The sequence below is a fragment of the Glutamicibacter sp. genome (assembly GCF_050701915.1).
Lineage (GTDB): Bacteria > Actinomycetota > Actinomycetes > Actinomycetales > Micrococcaceae > Glutamicibacter.
This window is the reverse complement of sequence record NZ_JBOGEG010000018.1, coordinates 15301-32049: the sequence shown is the minus strand read 5'-3', so window position 1 is coordinate 32049 and position 16749 is coordinate 15301. Positions and strand designations below refer to the sequence as shown.

The window sequence follows — 16749 nt, the reverse complement described above, 5'->3', positions numbered from 1 at the left end:
CTACCTAGCCAATCAACGGCAGATCCTTGCTGGTCAATCAACGGATGCCACCGATTGCGCAGTATCAAGCCGAGAGTTCTCGACTTTCTTCCGTGCATGCAGCAGCGAGGCGCACGCGGTGGGAATATCAAGCCGCCCCGACGGTGCGATAACGCTAAGCGCACCCAGACATTCTCCAGCCGACATTATGGGCACTGCGACTACGTCGACTACATCTCCCAGCCATTCTGAATGCGTGTGGGCATATCCCTGCTGCCGGACTTCTTGCAAGTACTCCTCGATGCCCTCACGGCGCGATCGCTCGACGTGAGCATCGAAAGCCAGGAGGACCATGCCCGACGCAGAAGTCTTCAGATCCAAATGCGGTTCAGCCGCACGTGAAATCGAGAACGGGCGGGTTGGTTCATGGCGCTCAATGATAATTGCTTCGTTGCCATTCAGAACGGCGTAGGAAATCGGCTCGTTAAGCTCCTCGACCAGGGATTTCATTGCGTTGCTGATTTCCATGGGCACACCCGAGTATTCGATGGCGAAGCGTCCGAAAACCGCGGCCCTCGGTGACAGCTGATAGTCCCGCCTCTCGTTTTGCATCAGCCAACCGGACTCTGCGAGCGTGGACACGTATTGATGCGTAGCGGCCCTGGACCAGCCCAGGACCTTTGACAGCTCCGATACACTGCTGCGGCCTTCTGGAAAAGTAAGAAAGGTTTCAAGGACACGGATCGTCTTGCTGACAGATTGCAGGCTCATGGTGGTCTTATCTCTCCTCAGGAACGACTTGCCCAGTAGTGGGACGCTACTGGGCAAGGCCCCAGTAAAATTACAGCAGGTTGGGCTCGCCCGGGTGCATGATCTGCGTGTCGAGCCCGTACTTTTCTGCTATTTCATTCAGTTCTCCAGATTCCCGCATCTGCGCGATCACTTCATCGATCGCCGTGCCGAGCTGGGAATTATCCTTGCTGACCGGAAAGTTCGTCTGTCCGGCGGCTTTGGTACTGGTCAACCTTGAGTCAGCTTCCAGCGGCACGACTTTGAAGCCTTCGATGCCGTGCTTCTTCAGATACTCGTTGCCCGCAATATAGCCCTGAACGGAACCGTCAATCCGGCCAGACTTGATATCTTCGTAAACTGCATCGTCATTCTGGTAGATCTTCAAGCTACCACCAAAGATCTCCTTCAGCTCATCCACGCCGATCAATCCTTGTCCTACCCCGATGGACATCTCTGTCAGATCATCAACGGTCTCCGCGCCTTCCTTAGTTATCGATGACAACGGAGAGGTGACGATAGGCGCCGACAGCCGCACTTTTTGCGCTCTTTGCTCAGTACGGTACCAGGACCCGAGCGTCGTATCCGCACGGCCTGTTGCCACCGAGGTGATCATTGCCGCGGAGTCGCCCTTGTTGATTTTCAGGTCAAGGCATTCGAGCTCGGCGAATCGTGTCAGGACATCGCCTTCGAGGCCGGTGAGGGTTCCCGGGCCTTCAGACATCGAAAATGGGACGTACTCGTACTGTGCGACCGTCAGCACTCCTTCTTCCAGGGTTTTCAGATCCTGGTGCAGCGGCTGGCAGTCATCCGAAACCGAATCGGCCGCGCCTGGCGGAGTTGAACTGCATGCACTCATTGCCAAAATCGCAATGATTCCCAATGCAGCTGGCTTGAAATAAGATTTCATGATGACTCCTTCGTCAGAAATAGGTTATTCTCCATCCGTCCGGACGCAGAATCGGTCTTGCCCATAGCCACCGTCTTGGAAATTCGGAACCGAGCCATGAGCACGTGGCGCGTCGAGCGCTTTTTGGGTGCTCCCATTCGCTTTTCCAAGTAGGAGCTGAGCACTCCCCCGGGTATGGTGACGCACAGGTAAAGCACTGCGGCTGCAATGTAGATCGACATGTACTCGAAAGTTGCCGATCCCATGATTCCCGCAAATTGCATGATCTCCGGCACGGTGATAACTGTCGCCAGCGACGTCGCCTGGAACATGATGATCGTCAAGTTGACCAGAGGTGGAATGGAAATCCGCGCTGCTTGCGGAATGACGACAAACCGGTAGTTGTCAATTAAAGACATCGAAAGCGAGTTGGCCGCTTCGCTCTGCCCTTTAGGAACAGAGTTAAGCCCGGCTCGAATCATCTCGGATGAATAGCCAGCCGCTGACAGAGTCAGGGCAAGAACCGCGGCCGGGTATGGATCCAGAAGCAGGCCCAGTTGGGGCAAGCCCTGGTAGAAGACGAACAGCAGCACCAGAATCGGCACTCCGCGTCCAATTTCCACAATTGCCAGGGCTGCGTACCGTATCGATTTGCGAGGGACTTCAACCAGCAAGGCCAGGAACATTCCGATCAGATACCCGAAGAAGCAAGAAATTACTGTCAGCGTCATCGCCTTCCATACTCCGGGCAGGAGATCGGGAATGTACTGTGGCCAGTCGTATAACCAGATCATGTCACTCATGCAATCACGTACTTTCGCTTCAGCCGGGAATGAATCTTTCGCGAGAATATGGCTATCGGAAGGCTCAACAGCAGATAGATCAATCCGGCAAATCCGAACATGTAGAGTCCGTCAGCGTGATATTGCGTCATGACACCGGCTCTGAATACCAGATCGGCTACGCCCACTGTGGAAACCAGGGCCGAGTCTTTGAGGAGGCCGATGATTTGCGTCGCAATGGAGGGGCTGGCGGCGCGGAACACCTGTGGTGAAATCACGAACCTAAGCGTGGAGAAGCGATCCAAGTTGAGAGCTCCAGCCGCTTCCCACTGTCCGTTTGGAATCGCCTGCAATCCGCCGCGGTAGATCTCCGCCATGTATGCGGTGGCGATAATCGACAGCGCCAGCAACGACGCCATGACAGGCGATAGTGTGAGACCCAACTGGCCGACGCCGAAATATGCGATGAACAGCCATACCAAGGTCGGGACTCCCCTCACTACATGGACGACAGCACTGTAGATTCCGCGGACGGCAGCGAATTTACTTGTCGACAGCACTAGCAGCGGCGCCCCCAGTATCATGCCGACAGCCGCTGATCCAAGGGTGATGGCCACAGTCCAGCCGGCGCCCATGGCTATATAGAAAAGTATTTCCAGCATGTCAGCGTCCCAGAACTGCCGAGAGGAACTTCTGGGTCCGCTCGTGGCTTGGCGCTGTCATGATTTGCTCGGGCGTTCCCTTCTCGATAATTGAGCCGTCTACCATGACCACCACCTGGTTTGAGACGTGCCGGGCGAATTCCATTTCATGGGTTACCACGAGCATTGTCATGTCGTCATTGGCCAGTTGCCTCATAACTTGGAGGATTTCCGCTCCAATTTCTGGATCGAGACCGGACGTCGGCTCATCGAACAGCATCAGTTCAGGATCCATGGCCAGTGCGCGTGCGATGGCTATGCGTTGCTGCTGTCCTCCCGAACACTGGCTGGGATAGGCATTGGCTTTGCTTTCCAGGCCTACACGGCGAAGCTCCTCCATCGCCCTGCTCTCGGCTTCCTGCCTCGACCTCTTGTGGACTCGCATCTGCGGAAGTGCAACATTCTTCAAGGCCGTGAAATGCGGGAAGAGGTTGAATGACTGGAATACCATTCCGGTCTTTTGGCGCAGACTCCGCACCGCTGCTCTGTTGGGAGATCCCTCGTCGAATCTGATTTGCTCGGTACCTATTCGCAGCGTTCCTTGATCCGGCACCTCCAAGAGGTTCAGGCAACGGATGAAACTGGACTTACCGGCGCCCGAGGGACCGATAATCGATACGACTTCACCCTTCGCTACTGACATGCCCACGTCATTCACTGCTTTGTGTTCACCAAAGCACTTGGACAGCCCTGCTACAGAGACAAATGATGTGTCCATCGAAGAATCTTCTTCCTTGCGAGCGATGCCGTGGAGGGATAACTGGGAATTCGACATGATCAGCCTTTCTCCTATAGTTCTTTGAAAGTTCTGCGGTAGAAGTTCAGCCAGTTTTCTCCCATGATCTTGGCAACTTCGACTTCATCGAATCCTCGGGCGCGCAGGCAGGACTCCGCATTGGGAAACTGCGATGGATCGTCAAACCAGCCCAAGCGGGGCTGTGGTCCGGAGTTGGTTTTCGATCCGGCACCGTATTGGATTTCCCGGGCCCACCGCCCTTGGCGCATCCATTCCAGGTATTCCATCCCGCCGGTCTGGTCGAAATCAGTGCCGATGCCTACATGTTCGATGCCAATTCGGTCGACGGTCCATGCCACTAGTTCGGACCACTTCTCTGCAGTCGTGTATTCGCCGGCTATGTTGCGGTAAACGGATAGGCCGATGACCCCGTCATTGTCTTTCAGCGCATCAAGCACCGAATTGGGCTTGTTGCGCGGGTGCGGAGCCAGGGCAGCAGGATTGGAATGCGTGATCGCGACCGGATCAGCTGAATGACGTATCGCATCAAGCGTCGTCTGGTTGCCGACATGCGAAAGATCGATGACCATTCCGCAACGGTTCATTTCGCGAACCACATATTTTCCATATCGCGTCAGGCCGGAATCCCGGTCCTCATAGCATGATCCTCCGATATCCGATTGGATGTTGTACGTCAGCTGCCCTATCCGGGTACCCATGCGGGCGAAAAGCTCGACGTAACCCAAACGACCTTGCAAGAACGAGACGTTTTGAAAGCCGAGCAGGATCGCGCACCTGCCCGAATCCGAGATTCTGGTGATGTCCTGCGCTGTGTAGGCGATTTCAACTAGGTCGTTGTTGTCCTCGGCCATATTTCGCCATTTGACAATCTGGTCCATGGACTCGGTTGCGTCTTCCCAGAAACCTACGGTAACGGTGGCGCAGCCAATCTTTCCTGCCCGGATTTGTTCCAGTGCCGGGCGATGGTCAATACGCTCCTTTTCCAGCGGCGTGCACAGCAAGCTATCGACATACAGCATTGTTCGTATCCTTTGGTTGGTGTTGCCTTGGTCAGCGGTTTGCGAGGATTTCGGCAAGGTTTTGGTTGTCCATATCATCCGGATCACTCAGTAGCTGCAGCTCCTCCAGGCTGAACTGCTTGGTGATCTGCTCGCCCGGTCGGAGGACTTCCAAGACGGTTCCTCCGGTATGCTGGCGTGAAATGGGCGTGTCCACATCAAGGCCCGCACTGGCCCGGTAGTAAATGTTCCAGAACGTTCGCGCTGACACTCGCTGGCCTTGTTCAAGGAACTGCTCTTTGATCTCCGCATACTGGGTTTTGAGTTCATCGGGCTTCGCTGAGGCACTCACGGATCCGCTAATGCTTTCGCCGCTCTCTGCCACTTCGAATTCCACGCCGTAGCGTTTCAGCTCGAGCTGGATTCCTGCTACAGCATGATCCGACGTCGCGTTCTCGATCCGAACCCGCACCGGCGTCCGGGTTGCCCTTCCTCCGAGGATGTTGACCAGCAGATGGCCCGTAAGCAGCAAGCTCTGCTCCCGATTGTCGATGGTGATCTCGTGGCCGCGCGACACTGTGATCGGCGGCAGCCAAGGCTGCGCCGTTCCGCTCTGTCCGTCGATGCTCCGTATCAACAGGTCTCCGTAGGCGTCCGCGCAGTCGAAATCCGCGGCAATTGCCACTGCCACGAACTCCCGCGCTCCCTGCCAGGAGCCCTCGGGCAAATTCAACGCCTGATAGGCACGTCCAGCCATCAGCCTCAATTCGCGGAACTTCATGTCGATGAATTCAGTCGCATGGGCTGCGGGTGGGTCCAAAGGCGTTTGTATTGGGGTCAGGACGGATTGGACTGGCTTAGCACGCGGGGCTTCAGATGCTTGGAGGGCAGGATGCACAGATGCCACCAGAGCTGCTGGGACTGCCGGTTTCTCGTAATTCCACCACCATGTGGCTGCGTCGGCCGTGGGCAGTTCCTCGCGGTATGGTGCTGATTCGAATATCAATCCGCGGACATCCCGTCCCATATGGTCTTCGGTTCGGTCCAGCCCATGGATGAAGGAATTCACGAATCTGATGACCCATACAGGAACGAAGTCGGCATCATGAGGGTCTACATATGACGTCGCGTACGGCCTCTGCTGCAACGCCATGACCAGCCGGGCAATGTATTCCAGCTCTGGTTTCACCTCAACCAGCTTGCCTACCGTGTCGATCTCCGTCAACGACTTGATGGCATGCCACAGTGAACGAATCTGGAGCGGGTAGTTCTGCACGAGTTCATGGGCCTCGGGAACTTCTTCACGCGGTCCTGACCTCGGTTCTTCCGCCGCCCGAGACTGGTACCAAACCCGATCGGCATGCTGCTTGTCGTTCAACGGGAAATCCAGCGCCCAGCGATAGCGCGACTCGACCAAATCTGCCAGGACCGCCACTGGCGCCGTTGGATCCAGTGCAAGCTGCTCATCGAATTGCAATTCCTCTCGGGCCACTGAATCGCAGTAATCGGGAGCAAGCTCTAGAAGCAGGGTTCCAAAGCTGTGCAATGCTTCCTTGCTCGCCTGCGTAATAGCTTCCCGGTATATGCGTCCAAGACTGGTCTCGCCTTCGAGGCCGCTGAACTCCCCACGAGCTGCCGCACGGACCTTGGCCCGGATTCGCCGCAGGTCTCCGACAATCTCCATATTGGACGTGAAGAAACGGTATGACGTCTTGAGGAAGGAGCGGTAGGTGATTGCCCTGTTCAAGTGCTGCTCTAGTTGCTGATAAGTTCCACTGGTGTCCAGTGCTTGGTCTGCGAGCACATGGTCAATCACCTTCAGGTAAGCCGAAATATATGCGTTGACCATGATCGGGCGATTGTAGAAGAGCATGGCCAGCCCAAGGGCAGAACCGTTGCCCACGCCGATCTGGCGCTTGACGCTGGGCACCAGCTGGGCCGCTGTTCCCGGAGCGTCAAGTTTCGCCAGTTCCTCCACCAGGTCAACTGAGAGCTCCCGCATCAAGTACGCCGAAAGCATCTGCGCATGGTAGGAAGTCTTCAGCGGATGGTTCTCCGGGATAGCGGCAAACGGCATTGTCCCGAATGTGCCATTGCCGTCAAGGCCAGTATTGCGCATGAGGTATCCGACCTTGCGCAGCGCATCGGTATCTGGCTGGCGCCCGTGCGCCAACGCTTCGCGAACTTCTCGGAAAATCCTCAGGCTCTGGTTCGAGCGGAACCAGACCAAGGTGTTGCTGGTGGCGCGTCCTTCATACAGGCGCGGCAGCTCTTCGCTCGTCTTCTTGACATCGTCAGCTGTTGCCACGCCGTCGAGCAGTGCGCCAACCATGTCCCAGCTCGTGCCGATGATGCGTCCTGTCCGGTTTTCCCCCGAAGGCTCTTGCATGAATGCGAGGAACGTCAGGGATCCATTCGGTGTTGAAACCGAATATCGTGCTTGCCCATTGCCGCGGATGTCAACGTCGAATACTTCGCGTTCGATTTTCCATTGCTCGCGGATCATCTTGGCAATGAAGCTCCGTGAAGCTGAGAGCCGATTTGGCTGCATTGCGCCAAGGTTCCGAGGATCCATTACCAGGAATGGATCTTCGATAGAGATGAGTTGTCGACGTGCCACAGGGTGCTCCACTTCTCGATATTGCGTCAAGTAATTTTTGACAGTCATATATTTTGTGTTGACGTTGCTATGAGGTTAGCAAAAGGTGCACCAATTGAATAGATCTAGATCACATTTTCTGCCGGAATTTAACTTCCTCGTGAATCCTGAATCCCATGACCCGATGCAAAGCCAGTAACCTTCGCCCTGGGACAGCCAGTGTGCCCCGATTGCGCCGCCCGCAAGTGCAGCACTGCAGCTGGCCCAATGCCCTCAGGTCAGCCAGCGAGATCCCCTTTGAACCAACCGGCCGTATAAAACAGGGGACTGCCTGTGTCACGACGCACCCTGCTGCATCCCCGAACGCAGCCGCCAATGGGCTGGAATGCAAAGAAAGTGCCCGCAAACCAGGGTTTGCGGGCACTTGCGTGCGTTTTAATTCTTCTCGTTATCGAGCTCGTCGTATGCGTCGGGATCGGGTTCCTCCGACACCTCAGTGCCCCGATGTCTCGGCAAGCCTGGGTACAGGCATCTGGATGGCCCCGGTCTGGATCTGCTCGAATTCTTCCGGCGTGACCACCGGGATTTCGTAGCCTTCCTTATCGATGAGCTTGCCGCCTTCGAAGTGGTCACCTTCGATCAATCCGCAGATCTCCTCCCGCTTGACCATGCGAGGCGGGGCTGCAGAGAAGACTGAACTGTTCTTTGTATTCCCAAATTGGAATTCATTGAAAAGAAGATTCAGCAGCACAGCCATGATCGCCGCCGAGGAAATTCCGGAGTGGAAGATCGTCTCGAACCAAGTGGGGAATCCAGCGTAGAAGTCCGGCTTCACAATCGGGATGCAGCCAAAGGCAATCGATGCCGCGACAATCACCAGGTTCATGCCGTCGTACTTCACCTTGGACAGGGTCCGGATCCCGGAAGCGGCGACGGTGCCGAAGAGCACGATGCCTGCGCCGCCCAGAACCGGAGTCGGGATGGCAGCGACTACGCGTCCGAGGATCGGCAGCAAGCCGAGCACGACGAGGATGCCGCCGCCAGCAGCGACCACGAAGCGGCTGGTGATTCCCGTGATGGCCACCAACCCGACATTCTGCGCAAAGGCCGACTGGGTGAAGGTGTTGAAAATCGGAGCCACCGCGGAAGACGCCATGTCGGCACGCAGGCCGGCGGCAATGCGCTTGGAATCCACCTTCGATCCGGCGATCTCGCCCACCGCAAGAATGTCTGCGGTGGTTTCGGTGAGGATCACCAGCACCACGATGGTCATCGAGATGATGCCGCCGATTTCGAATACCGGCATGCCGAAGGCCAGCGGTTGCGGGAAGGCGAAGATCGCGCCGTGTCCGACCTGCGAGAAATCGGCCATGCCCAGCAGCGCTGCGGCGACGGTGCCCAGCACGATGGCCAGCAGGATCGACATGCGGGAGATCGCTGCATTTCCGACCTTGGACAGCAGCAGGACCACCAGCAGCGTTCCGGCGGCCAGGCCGATGTTGGCCAGCGACCCGTAGTCATCGGCCTTGGCGTCCCCGCCCATGGCCCAGTTGGCCGCGACCGGGGTCAGCGAGATGCCGATCATCGTGATGACCACGCCGGTGACCACCGGCGGGAAGAATCTGATAATGCGGGCGAAGAAGGGAGCGATGAGGAAGCCGATCAAGGCCGCGACGAGCACGGCCCCGAAGACCGCCTGGATTCCGCCGCCACCATTGACGATGGCCACCATGGTAGCCACGGAAGCGAAGGACGTGCCCTGGACCAGCGGCAGCTGCGCCCCGAAGAACGGGATGCCCACGGTTTGCAGGATGGTGGCCAGCCCGCCGACAAACAGGCAGCATGCGACCAGCAGGCCAACCTCGTCCGGAGCCAAGCCTGCAGCGTTTCCGATGATCAGTGGCGGGGCGATAATGCCGCCGTACATCGTCAGGACATGCTGCAGACCATAGGCAAAGGACTTCCCCAGAGAGAGCTTCGCGTCCTCGGGACGATTGCCTTTGATAGATTCATCTTGTGTAGCGCTCAAGGCTGACCTCCTACGTCAGTCGCTGCCAAAGGTGTGCCGGTGTGTCAGCACCGGCACACCTTCAACGCCGTTCAATTAGATAAATGCCGGAATATTGGCCCAGATGGGGTGGTTCGCCTCGGTGCCTTCGCGGGTGATCGTCGCTTCGATCAGGCCGTACGGGCGATCCGCGGCGAAGAAGACCTCATTCGGGTTGTCCTGGCCGAAGACTTCCAGGTCCACCAGGAAGTGGTGCTTGTTCGGCAGCGACATCTTGATCTCGGCGATTTCCGGATGCGCTTCGAGCACTGCCTGCCCCATCTGGAACATGGTCTGCTGCAACGCGTACGAGTGGGTGTCGGCGAAGCGGGTCAGCAGCAGGTGGCGCACCGAGGTGTAGACCGCGTCGAAGTCGATGCCCTGGGCGATGGCCTGGTCGGTGTAGCGCCAGCGCGCGGTCACGTCGGTAGCCAGGATGCGGTCGGTGGTTTCCTTCAGGGTCGTGTACTTGTCCACCGGGAAACCATGGAACTCGCTGCCCGTGGACTTCAGGACGGTGAGGTCCTCCAGGCCGGCAACGATGGACTTCTTGCCTTCGGCGTCGATTTCCAGCACGGCGGTGCGCACTTCGGACTTGTTCTGCGAGAAGGCATGGTCATGGTCGTTGATGCGGTCCCAGAAGAACTGCTGGGCTGCCCAGCGGCCGCCGGTGATCCACTCGAATTCGCCGGTGAAGTGGTTTCCCAGCTGCACCAGGAATTCCTCGATGGCGCCCACGCCGTTGCGGGCCAGGCCATAGACGGTGTTCTTCTGGGTGTCGGTGGCCACGACGCGGCCGTTGTCGCCGTCCTGGTGCGCGGCGGTGAAGTCGCCGTGCAGCTGGCTGGTGACGTTCAGGTCCTGGATCTGGTGGCGAACGGTGTCGCGGGTGATCTTGACCAGGCGGACTTCGGCCTTGCCGTATTGGTTGGAGCCCAGCACGATCTTGGTATCTGCTGGGGCGGTGATTTCGGTAGTCATTGTTCTAACTCCCTCGGTACGTGGAATATGCAAACGGGCTGATAAGAAGAGGTACGTGGTAGTGCTCGTCGACGTCGTTGACGAAGAAATCGATGCTTACCGCGGGGAAGAAGCTTTCCGTTCCCTGCTTCCCGAAGTAGCCGCCGGTTTCAAAGGAAATCCGGTATCGGCCGGCTTCAACCTGTATCGGTCCGAGGTTCTTGATGCGGCCATCGGCATCCGTGGAACCCGAGCCGATTTCTTGCCAGCCGGATGCCGTCTTGGCTTCCAGCGTGGCCTTGACACCGGAGGCAGGCCTCCCGGTCCCGGTGTCGAGTATGTGGGTGGTGATGTGGCTGCGTTCGCCGTTTCCATCTGCCATGTTCATCTCCTGGCTGTCGGAGGGATTGGGATTGATAAATGCGCAGGGTTCACCCCGGGCATTGGCTTAGTTGTCCACCGAGTTCTTCAGCCGCAGCAGCGCGATCTGGCGCAGCTGCTCGGCTACTTCAAGGAGTTCGGCTTGATCGTCGTTGGCCAGGCGGCGTTCGCATTCGGCAAGGATCTCTTCGGAGCTGCGGCCGGCGGCGCGGATGAGGAAGACCCTGTTGAAGCGCTGCTCGTAGGCCCGGTTGGCTGCTGCCAGGCGGTCGGTGGCATCGCCATCAAGGGCCAGGCCTGCCTGCTCGCCGCGGGAGAGGTCCGCCTCCTTGCTGCTCCCCTGCGCCTGTTCGCCGATGCGCGGATGGTGGGCCAGGGCAGCGGCAATTTCCTCGCGGCTGAAGGGCGCGACGTCCTGGAGCGCAAAGCTGGATAGCGCATCGAAGCTGCTGAAAGGTCGGGCGGAAACAAGTGCATCGATCCAGCGGTCGACATCGACGCAGGGGCGCAGGAAATTTGCGGCCTCGGCTGCGGGCAATTGGTTGAATACGTCTAAACGCATCGGGTGATCAGCTCTTTTCAAACGGTCGTTCTTTCCACGGACCTTGGCTGAACACCCTTACCACCGAAGGAGACTTCGGCTTCGACTCGATGCTGGTTTCGTGGAACCTTGTGTGACCACTGTAATCCACCTCACAGCGTGGCAGTCAAGCGAAAGCCGGAAAAACTTTAACAAGTGTGACTTTTTGCTGGTTTCCATATTGTGGATAGAAAATTTTGCGCCCAGCTATTGCAAACACTCCGACGTAGCGCACATAATGGTTTCACAAGACAGAAGATAATTTCCATATTATGGAAATGCGAAATCGTGAAGGAGGGTCACAATGACCGCTATCAACCCAGGCAAGATCAACTGCACACCGGAGGGCCAGCGCCTCATTGCCACCACCGACGCGTTGCGCACCGGGCTGTTCCAGCCCATCGAGAACCTGGATCCCGATATTGCCCGCCAGCCGCGGATCACCCGCGAGGTCCCCTCGCTGTGGAGCCGCCTGTTCGGCCAGCACCAAGGGCGCTAGGCATCCACCCAAGACCGCGCAGAGGCCAACCCCTGAGGCGTCGGGACCTGGCCTCTGCGTTTTTTAATCCGGGCCGCAGCGCCGCGCGCCAGCCCGGCTAGTCCCCGCCGAATCCCATGAAGTCGGCCGCCGCGGTGCTTGGCGCCGCCAGCATGCCCACCATGGAATCAACCAGGAAGTATCCCAGCGACTCCCAATTGCCCCGCTGCTTGCCTTCATTGACCGTGCGCTCGTACTGCGCGCACAGCCCCAGGAACATCGGGCCGAGGATCAATGCACGCGACCTGACCACAACCTCCGGAATGCCTTCGAACTCCTTGCGAGCCTGCCCTGGACCCTCCACGCTCAGCACCTCTTCGCGCAGGCTGTCGCCCACGATCGCCGGCAGGCCTGGATGCAGCCGCGCCTGGTAGAGGAATTGCGCCCGCCAGGAGGGCCGTGGCAGCGCGTCGAAGGAATAGACCCAGGGAAGGGTCCGCACGGTGACCACCTCGCGCAGGCTCGCCTCCGGCCCGCCGGCAACGGATGGCAGGCGGTCGCGGCAGCTGCGCATCTCGCCCAGCGCCCGCTGGAGCATGGCCTGCAGCAGGTCCTCACGGCTCCCGAAATGGTACTTGATCGCCGAATGGTTGGCTGTACCCGCATGCTCGGCAATTTTCCGATTAGATACGGCGTCTATTCCGTGACTCGCGAAGAGCTCTTCTGCCGCATCGAGCAAGACCTCCCGCGCCTTATCGCCGTGTCGGCTCACCGTTCCCGCCTTTCCCTCGCATCATCTCGCCCAAGAGCCCAGGGAGTGAACCTCGGCACAGTTGCAGATAATTTTACGCCATGTGGCGTAAATTAGTTGTTAGTATTCAACTAAAGACCTTGGCGGGTTGCCGCGCATCCCGCCTCCGATCGAGAATCCAAGGAGCATGCGTAGTTGAGCAACGACGCCGCAGTCACTGAAAACCCGCCGCCCTCCCGCAGGGCCAAGCACGAGAAGCAGCCACTTTCTCAGCAGGAAGCGGCTGCCAAACGAGCCAAGGCCGAGAAGATCGGCAGGACTGTCGCAGTCTTCATCATGCCATTGATGATCGTGGGCATGATGATCTGGGGCTACCTGGGGGCCATGCACCACCAGTCGGCCACGAACATGCCGGTGGCCATTTCGGCCACCAGCAGCGCAGCGGCCGGGGACTTTGCCCGGGCGCTGGAGGCGGAAAATGCCGATGCCGTTGATCTGCGCATCGTGGACTCGGCCCGCGAAGCCCGCGAGCTGGTCTACGACCGCGAGGTCACCGCGGCAGTGGACCTCGATGGCGATGCTGCCACGTTGTACACCGCCAGCAGTGCCGGCATGTCCGCCACATCGGCCATCACGGCCGTGCTCACGCCGGTCATCGTGGAGCAGTCGCTGGAACTGTCCTCCCAGGACCTGGCGCCGCTGCCGGAGAACGACTCCATGGGCATGGGCGCCATGCTGCTGGCCACCGCGATGATCACCGCCGGCTACATGCCCTGGTCGCTGGCCTTCTCGAACTCCCCCGAGCTGCTCAAGCGCCGCCGCGCACTGCCGCTGCTGGGCGGATGGTCAATCCTGCTCTCCGGGCTGGGCATCCTCGTCGGCGGCCCGATCCTGGGCGTGATCCCCGCCGCGAGCACCCTGCCGGCGTGGTCAACCCTGGCCCTGGGCGTCTTCGCCGTGGGCGCCGGGCAGCTGCTGCTGACCCGCATATTCGGCGCCATGGCCGTCATCCCGGGAATGCTCCTGTTCATGGTGCTGGGCCAGCCGGCCTCCAATATGGGCATGTCGGTCTACACCCTGCCGAAGATCTTCCCGTTCCTGCACCAGTTCCTGCCGATGCCCGCCCTGGGCGAAGCCATGCGCTCGGTGCTGTACTTCGATGGCGACGGCGCGGGCGTGCATATCCTGATCCTTGCCGGCGGAGCCGTGGCGGCCCTGCTGCTGGTCGCCCTGATCGACGCACTGCGCATCGCCAAGGGCAAGAGCGATATCCCGACCCAGGTCAATGTCGCTTCCCTGCACGGCGGGCCGCGCCCGAAGAACAAGGCCTGGCGCTACATCACCCTGGCTGCGGTGCCTTTCGGCATGATCGCCATCATGCTCAGCGCAATGCTGGGCGCGATGCAGACCCCTGCTCCACGCGAGATGCCGGTAGCCGTCGTGGGTTCCTCCATGGAGCAGGCCCAGCAGACGGTGGATTCGCTGAAGGAATCCATGGAGGACCAGTTCGTCTTCACCGCCATGGACAACGCCGATGACGCCCGCTACCTGGTCGAATCGCAGGAGCTGACCGGAGCGTTCGTGCTGCCGTCGGCGCATAGCCCGGAGGCGAGCATCTACACTGCCCAGGCTTCCGGCAACGCCGCCTCTCAGGTAGTTGTGCAGGTATTCACCCAGATCGGCCAGTCCCAGGAAATGGCCGTGGACCACCAGGAACTGGCTCCGCTTCCGGAACATGACAACATGGGCACCGTGGCCATGTATCTGGGCATGGGCTGGGTGATGGCAGGCTTCATGGTCATCATGGTGGGTTCTACTGCGGCACCGCACCTGCGCCCGCTGCAGAATCTGATCCCGCTGGTGGCCGTGTACTCCGCCTTCATGTCAGCCGTGCTCTACCTGATTGCCGGACCGTTCACCGGTGCGGTCGAGGGCCACTTCTGGCAGTTGTTCGGCACCGGCATGCTCGCGATCTTCTCGGTGGCCATGCTCACCACCGTGTTCAATCGGCTCATGGGCATGGTCTGCCTGATCCCGACCATGCTGATCGTGATGTTCCTGGGTGTCCCGGCCTCCAACGGGGCGCTGTCCATCTACATGGAACCGCGCATCTTCACCATCCTGCACGACGTCCTGCCCATGCCCGCGGCGGTTGAGGCGATCCGCGCGATCGTCTACTTCGACGGCGCCGGAGTCTCATCCCATCTGGTGGTCCTGGGCATCTGGGCCCTGGCCTGCCTGGCGCTGACCCTGGTCATCGACCAGCTCAAGCCGGTGCAGACCTCCAGCCACCCGATTTCCGCCGAGGAGCTCGCCGCGCTGCAGGGCCGGGCGCTTGAAGCCAAGGCGAGCGAAGCCGCTGCATCCGCAGATGCCATCGACGCCGAAGCCGTGGACTTGGCAGACGCCGAAGCCGGCGGAAGCGCAGCTGAAGACCGGGAGAAGGACGCGGTCAGCGTCTAGTCAGTCCTTCTCCCCTGCAGATGCGGGCCAGTTCATGGATTTGAACTGGCCCGCATTTCGCTGCTCCCCCTAGCGATCGATCTTGGCTACGGTGAGCAGCACGCTGGAATCCTGCGTGGCGCTGATTTTCAGCCGCCCTTCGGGAAGCACAATGAGATCCTGGCTGCGCCCCTCCCACTGGTTGCCCATGGATGAAACGGTGACCCTGCCTTGGAGGATCAGCAATGTCGCTTCGCCGGGGTTCACATGTTCTTGCAGCTCGGTGCCGGCCCTGAGCCCGATGATGGTTTGGCGCAGGGTGTGCTCGTGTCCGCCGAAAACCGTGCTGGCGGCTCGGCCATTGGTTGCATCCGCGGCTTCTCTCAGCTGGGTCCGGGCGATGGCGGTCAGCGAAAACTTCTTCATCAAATCCCTGCATCTCATCTCTCGGGCCGGAAACTCCGGGCCGCTTAGCCTGTGATGCTACAAGACTGTCCCCGCACCGGGGCAAAGGTCAAGGACAGCGCGGAGGCTACTTCAGCACCAGCTGGGCCAGCACCGGCAGGGCAATGACCGACAAAACGCAGGTGATGACGATGGCCAGCGCGGTCGGCTCGCCATCCCCGGTGTCGTTCTGGGCCATGATGTAGGCGGTCGCGCTAACCGGCATGGCCGCCATGAGCACCGCGGCATTGAACCAGATGCGGTCCAGATCAGGGGCGAAAACGAGCAGCATGGCCACCGTCAGCAATGGCAATGCCACGAGCTTGCCCAGCACCATGGCCGCGATCGAGGTTCTCGCCCAACTGGCGGCAGCCGCAGTGCCATCCGGAGCAACCGGTGCATGCCGCCTGGCACGCGAACGGCCAATGGTCCGCTTCAGCGACATGCCAATGACGAAGAGCGCTCCCGGGGCGGCCGCGGCGGATATCAGGTCCACGGTGTCGTCCACCGGCCGGGGCACGGGCACACCGAGGATGGCTACCGCGCCGCCGAGGAGCATGGCCCAGGTGACCGGGCTGTAAGCCAGGGCATTGCGGATGGTCCGGGCGATGCGCGCTGCGCTTGCCGGGTGCTGGTCTCCTTTGCCGTTGGGCAAAAGAATTTGGGCGAGGATGGGGAATCCGACCATGAAGATGATGTTGTGGACCAGTTGCCCCATGCCCGCGGCGAACCCGGCTTCGGCGCCCATGACGCCGAGGATAATCGGGATGCCCAAGTACGACACGTTGCCAAAGCTGGTGGTCAGCATGCCGGCGAGCGCCCGTGCCCGGGTTGCGCGCAGCAGATAGCGGAAAGCTAGCCAGCTGAGCAGGGCAAAAAGCAGTGCTGAGACGATGCTGATCCACAGGAATGCAAGCGGCACGCCTTCACTGATGTCCGCTCGGGCTACCACCTTGTAGAGCAGGGCAGGCAAGGCGACATAGAAGACGAACACATTGAGTGCCGGTTCCACGCTGGCGGGGAATTTGGGTGCATGGCTGGCGCCGTAGCCAATGAGCATGACGAAGAACAGCGGCAGCACGCCATAGAGCACGTCGAGGAACACGAGCCTCCTTAGGGGATGTCCGGCCGGGAATGCGGGACCGGGCACTTCAAGGTTAGTTGCTTGCCAG

Annotated in this window: 16 protein-coding genes; 2 read left to right on the top strand and 14 right to left on the bottom strand. The window is 59.6% G+C overall.

Annotation, left to right across the window (positions count from 1 at the left end; all coding sequences use genetic code 11):
* Positions 1–33: 33 nt before the first annotated feature.
* The 11 genes from ACRDT3_RS11730 to uraD all read right to left on the bottom strand — a co-directional run bounded on the left by ACRDT3_RS11730 (position 34) and on the right by uraD (position 11444).
* Complete coding sequence (locus ACRDT3_RS11730) at positions 34–750, bottom strand: IclR family transcriptional regulator (RefSeq protein WP_431493144.1); 717 nt, start codon at positions 748–750, stop codon at positions 34–36.
* 70 nt (positions 751–820) lie between these two features.
* Positions 821–1678 (bottom strand): substrate-binding periplasmic protein, encoded by an 858-nt coding sequence (locus ACRDT3_RS11725; RefSeq protein WP_431493143.1) that lies wholly within the window; start codon positions 1676–1678, stop codon positions 821–823.
* A complete protein-coding gene (locus ACRDT3_RS11720; protein WP_431493142.1) occupies positions 1675–2460 on the bottom strand; it encodes an amino acid ABC transporter permease in 786 nt (261 codons plus the stop codon). The genes ACRDT3_RS11725 and ACRDT3_RS11720 overlap by 4 nt, the downstream gene beginning before the upstream one ends.
* Positions 2457–3101, bottom strand: coding sequence for an amino acid ABC transporter permease (locus ACRDT3_RS11715; protein ID WP_431493141.1), 645 nt, complete (start codon positions 3099–3101; stop codon positions 2457–2459). The genes ACRDT3_RS11720 and ACRDT3_RS11715 overlap by 4 nt, the downstream gene beginning before the upstream one ends.
* Position 3102: 1 nt before the next feature.
* Positions 3103–3915, bottom strand: coding sequence for an amino acid ABC transporter ATP-binding protein (locus ACRDT3_RS11710; RefSeq protein WP_431493140.1), 813 nt, complete (start codon positions 3913–3915; stop codon positions 3103–3105).
* Positions 3916–3929: 14 nt separating this feature from the next.
* Positions 3930–4916: a dipeptidase gene (locus tag ACRDT3_RS11705; protein WP_431493139.1), complete on the bottom strand. Its 987-nt coding sequence runs from the start codon at positions 4914–4916 to the stop codon at positions 3930–3932.
* A 31-nt stretch (positions 4917–4947) separates the two neighbouring features.
* The gene (locus ACRDT3_RS11700) at positions 4948–7515 is read right to left on the bottom strand and encodes a hypothetical protein (RefSeq protein ID WP_431493138.1); all 2568 of its coding nucleotides are present in this window, start codon (positions 7513–7515) and stop codon (positions 4948–4950) included.
* 472 nt (positions 7516–7987) lie between these two features.
* A complete protein-coding gene (locus tag ACRDT3_RS11695; protein ID WP_431493137.1) occupies positions 7988–9523 on the bottom strand; it encodes a nucleobase:cation symporter-2 family protein in 1536 nt (511 codons plus the stop codon).
* Between the two features lie 75 nt (positions 9524–9598).
* Entirely contained in the window at positions 9599–10522 is a 924-nt protein-coding gene (gene pucL / locus ACRDT3_RS11690) for a factor-independent urate hydroxylase (RefSeq protein WP_431493136.1), read from the bottom strand.
* 4 nt (positions 10523–10526) lie between these two features.
* A complete protein-coding gene (gene uraH / locus ACRDT3_RS11685) occupies positions 10527–10883 on the bottom strand; it encodes a hydroxyisourate hydrolase (protein WP_105656558.1) in 357 nt (118 codons plus the stop codon).
* A 66-nt stretch (positions 10884–10949) separates the two neighbouring features.
* On the bottom strand, positions 10950–11444 hold the full coding sequence (gene uraD / locus ACRDT3_RS11680; protein ID WP_431493135.1) for a 2-oxo-4-hydroxy-4-carboxy-5-ureidoimidazoline decarboxylase: 495 nt from the start codon (positions 11442–11444) through the stop codon (positions 10950–10952).
* Between the two features lie 322 nt (positions 11445–11766).
* Here uraD and ACRDT3_RS11675 point away from each other — a divergent pair, with 322 nt between their 5' ends.
* Positions 11767–11961: a hypothetical protein gene (locus ACRDT3_RS11675; RefSeq protein WP_431493134.1), complete on the top strand. Its 195-nt coding sequence runs from the start codon at positions 11767–11769 to the stop codon at positions 11959–11961.
* A gap of 97 nt (positions 11962–12058) precedes the next feature.
* Here the strand turns inward: ACRDT3_RS11675 and ACRDT3_RS11670 are convergent, their stop codons facing one another.
* Positions 12059–12712: a TetR/AcrR family transcriptional regulator gene (locus tag ACRDT3_RS11670; protein ID WP_431493133.1), complete on the bottom strand. Its 654-nt coding sequence runs from the start codon at positions 12710–12712 to the stop codon at positions 12059–12061.
* 174 nt (positions 12713–12886) lie between these two features.
* Between ACRDT3_RS11670 and ACRDT3_RS11665 the strand changes: the two genes are divergently transcribed.
* Entirely contained in the window at positions 12887–15154 is a 2268-nt protein-coding gene (locus ACRDT3_RS11665) for an ABC transporter permease (protein WP_431493132.1), read from the top strand.
* Positions 15155–15223: 69 nt separating this feature from the next.
* Here ACRDT3_RS11665 and ACRDT3_RS11660 read toward each other — a convergent pair whose 3' ends face one another.
* Both ACRDT3_RS11660 and ACRDT3_RS11655 read right to left on the bottom strand, forming a co-directional pair.
* Positions 15224–15559 (bottom strand): LuxR family transcriptional regulator, encoded by a 336-nt coding sequence (locus ACRDT3_RS11660; RefSeq protein WP_431493131.1) that lies wholly within the window; start codon positions 15557–15559, stop codon positions 15224–15226.
* A gap of 106 nt (positions 15560–15665) precedes the next feature.
* Positions 15666–16682 carry an AEC family transporter gene (locus ACRDT3_RS11655; RefSeq protein WP_431493130.1) on the bottom strand — a complete coding sequence of 339 codons (1017 nt, stop codon included), beginning with the start codon at positions 16680–16682 and terminating at the stop codon, positions 15666–15668.
* Positions 16683–16749 lie beyond the last annotated feature (67 nt).

What these genes read in the sequence shown, in the direction of transcription:
- ACRDT3_RS11710 (WP_431493140.1), bottom strand. Translation starts at nt 3,915, where the DNA reads ATGTCGAATTCCCAGTTATCCCTCCACGGCATCGCTCGCAAGGAAGAA.
- uraD (WP_431493135.1), bottom strand. Translation starts at nt 11,444, where the DNA reads ATGCGTTTAGACGTATTCAACCAATTGCCCGCAGCCGAGGCCGCAAAT.
- ACRDT3_RS11705 (WP_431493139.1), bottom strand. Translation starts at nt 4,916, where the DNA reads ATGCTGTATGTCGATAGCTTGCTGTGCACGCCGCTGGAAAAGGAGCGT.
- ACRDT3_RS11725 (WP_431493143.1), bottom strand. Translation starts at nt 1,678, where the DNA reads ATGAAATCTTATTTCAAGCCAGCTGCATTGGGAATCATTGCGATTTTG.
- ACRDT3_RS11675 (WP_431493134.1), top strand. Translation starts at nt 11,767, where the DNA reads ATGACCGCTATCAACCCAGGCAAGATCAACTGCACACCGGAGGGCCAG.
- ACRDT3_RS11720 (WP_431493142.1), bottom strand. Translation starts at nt 2,460, where the DNA reads ATGAGTGACATGATCTGGTTATACGACTGGCCACAGTACATTCCCGAT.
- ACRDT3_RS11715 (WP_431493141.1), bottom strand. Translation starts at nt 3,101, where the DNA reads ATGCTGGAAATACTTTTCTATATAGCCATGGGCGCCGGCTGGACTGTG.
- pucL (WP_431493136.1), bottom strand. Translation starts at nt 10,522, where the DNA reads ATGACTACCGAAATCACCGCCCCAGCAGATACCAAGATCGTGCTGGGC.
- ACRDT3_RS11730 (WP_431493144.1), bottom strand. Translation starts at nt 750, where the DNA reads ATGAGCCTGCAATCTGTCAGCAAGACGATCCGTGTCCTTGAAACCTTT.
- ACRDT3_RS11660 (WP_431493131.1), bottom strand. Translation starts at nt 15,559, where the DNA reads ATGAAGAAGTTTTCGCTGACCGCCATCGCCCGGACCCAGCTGAGAGAA.
- uraH (WP_105656558.1), bottom strand. Translation starts at nt 10,883, where the DNA reads ATGGCAGATGGAAACGGCGAACGCAGCCACATCACCACCCACATACTC.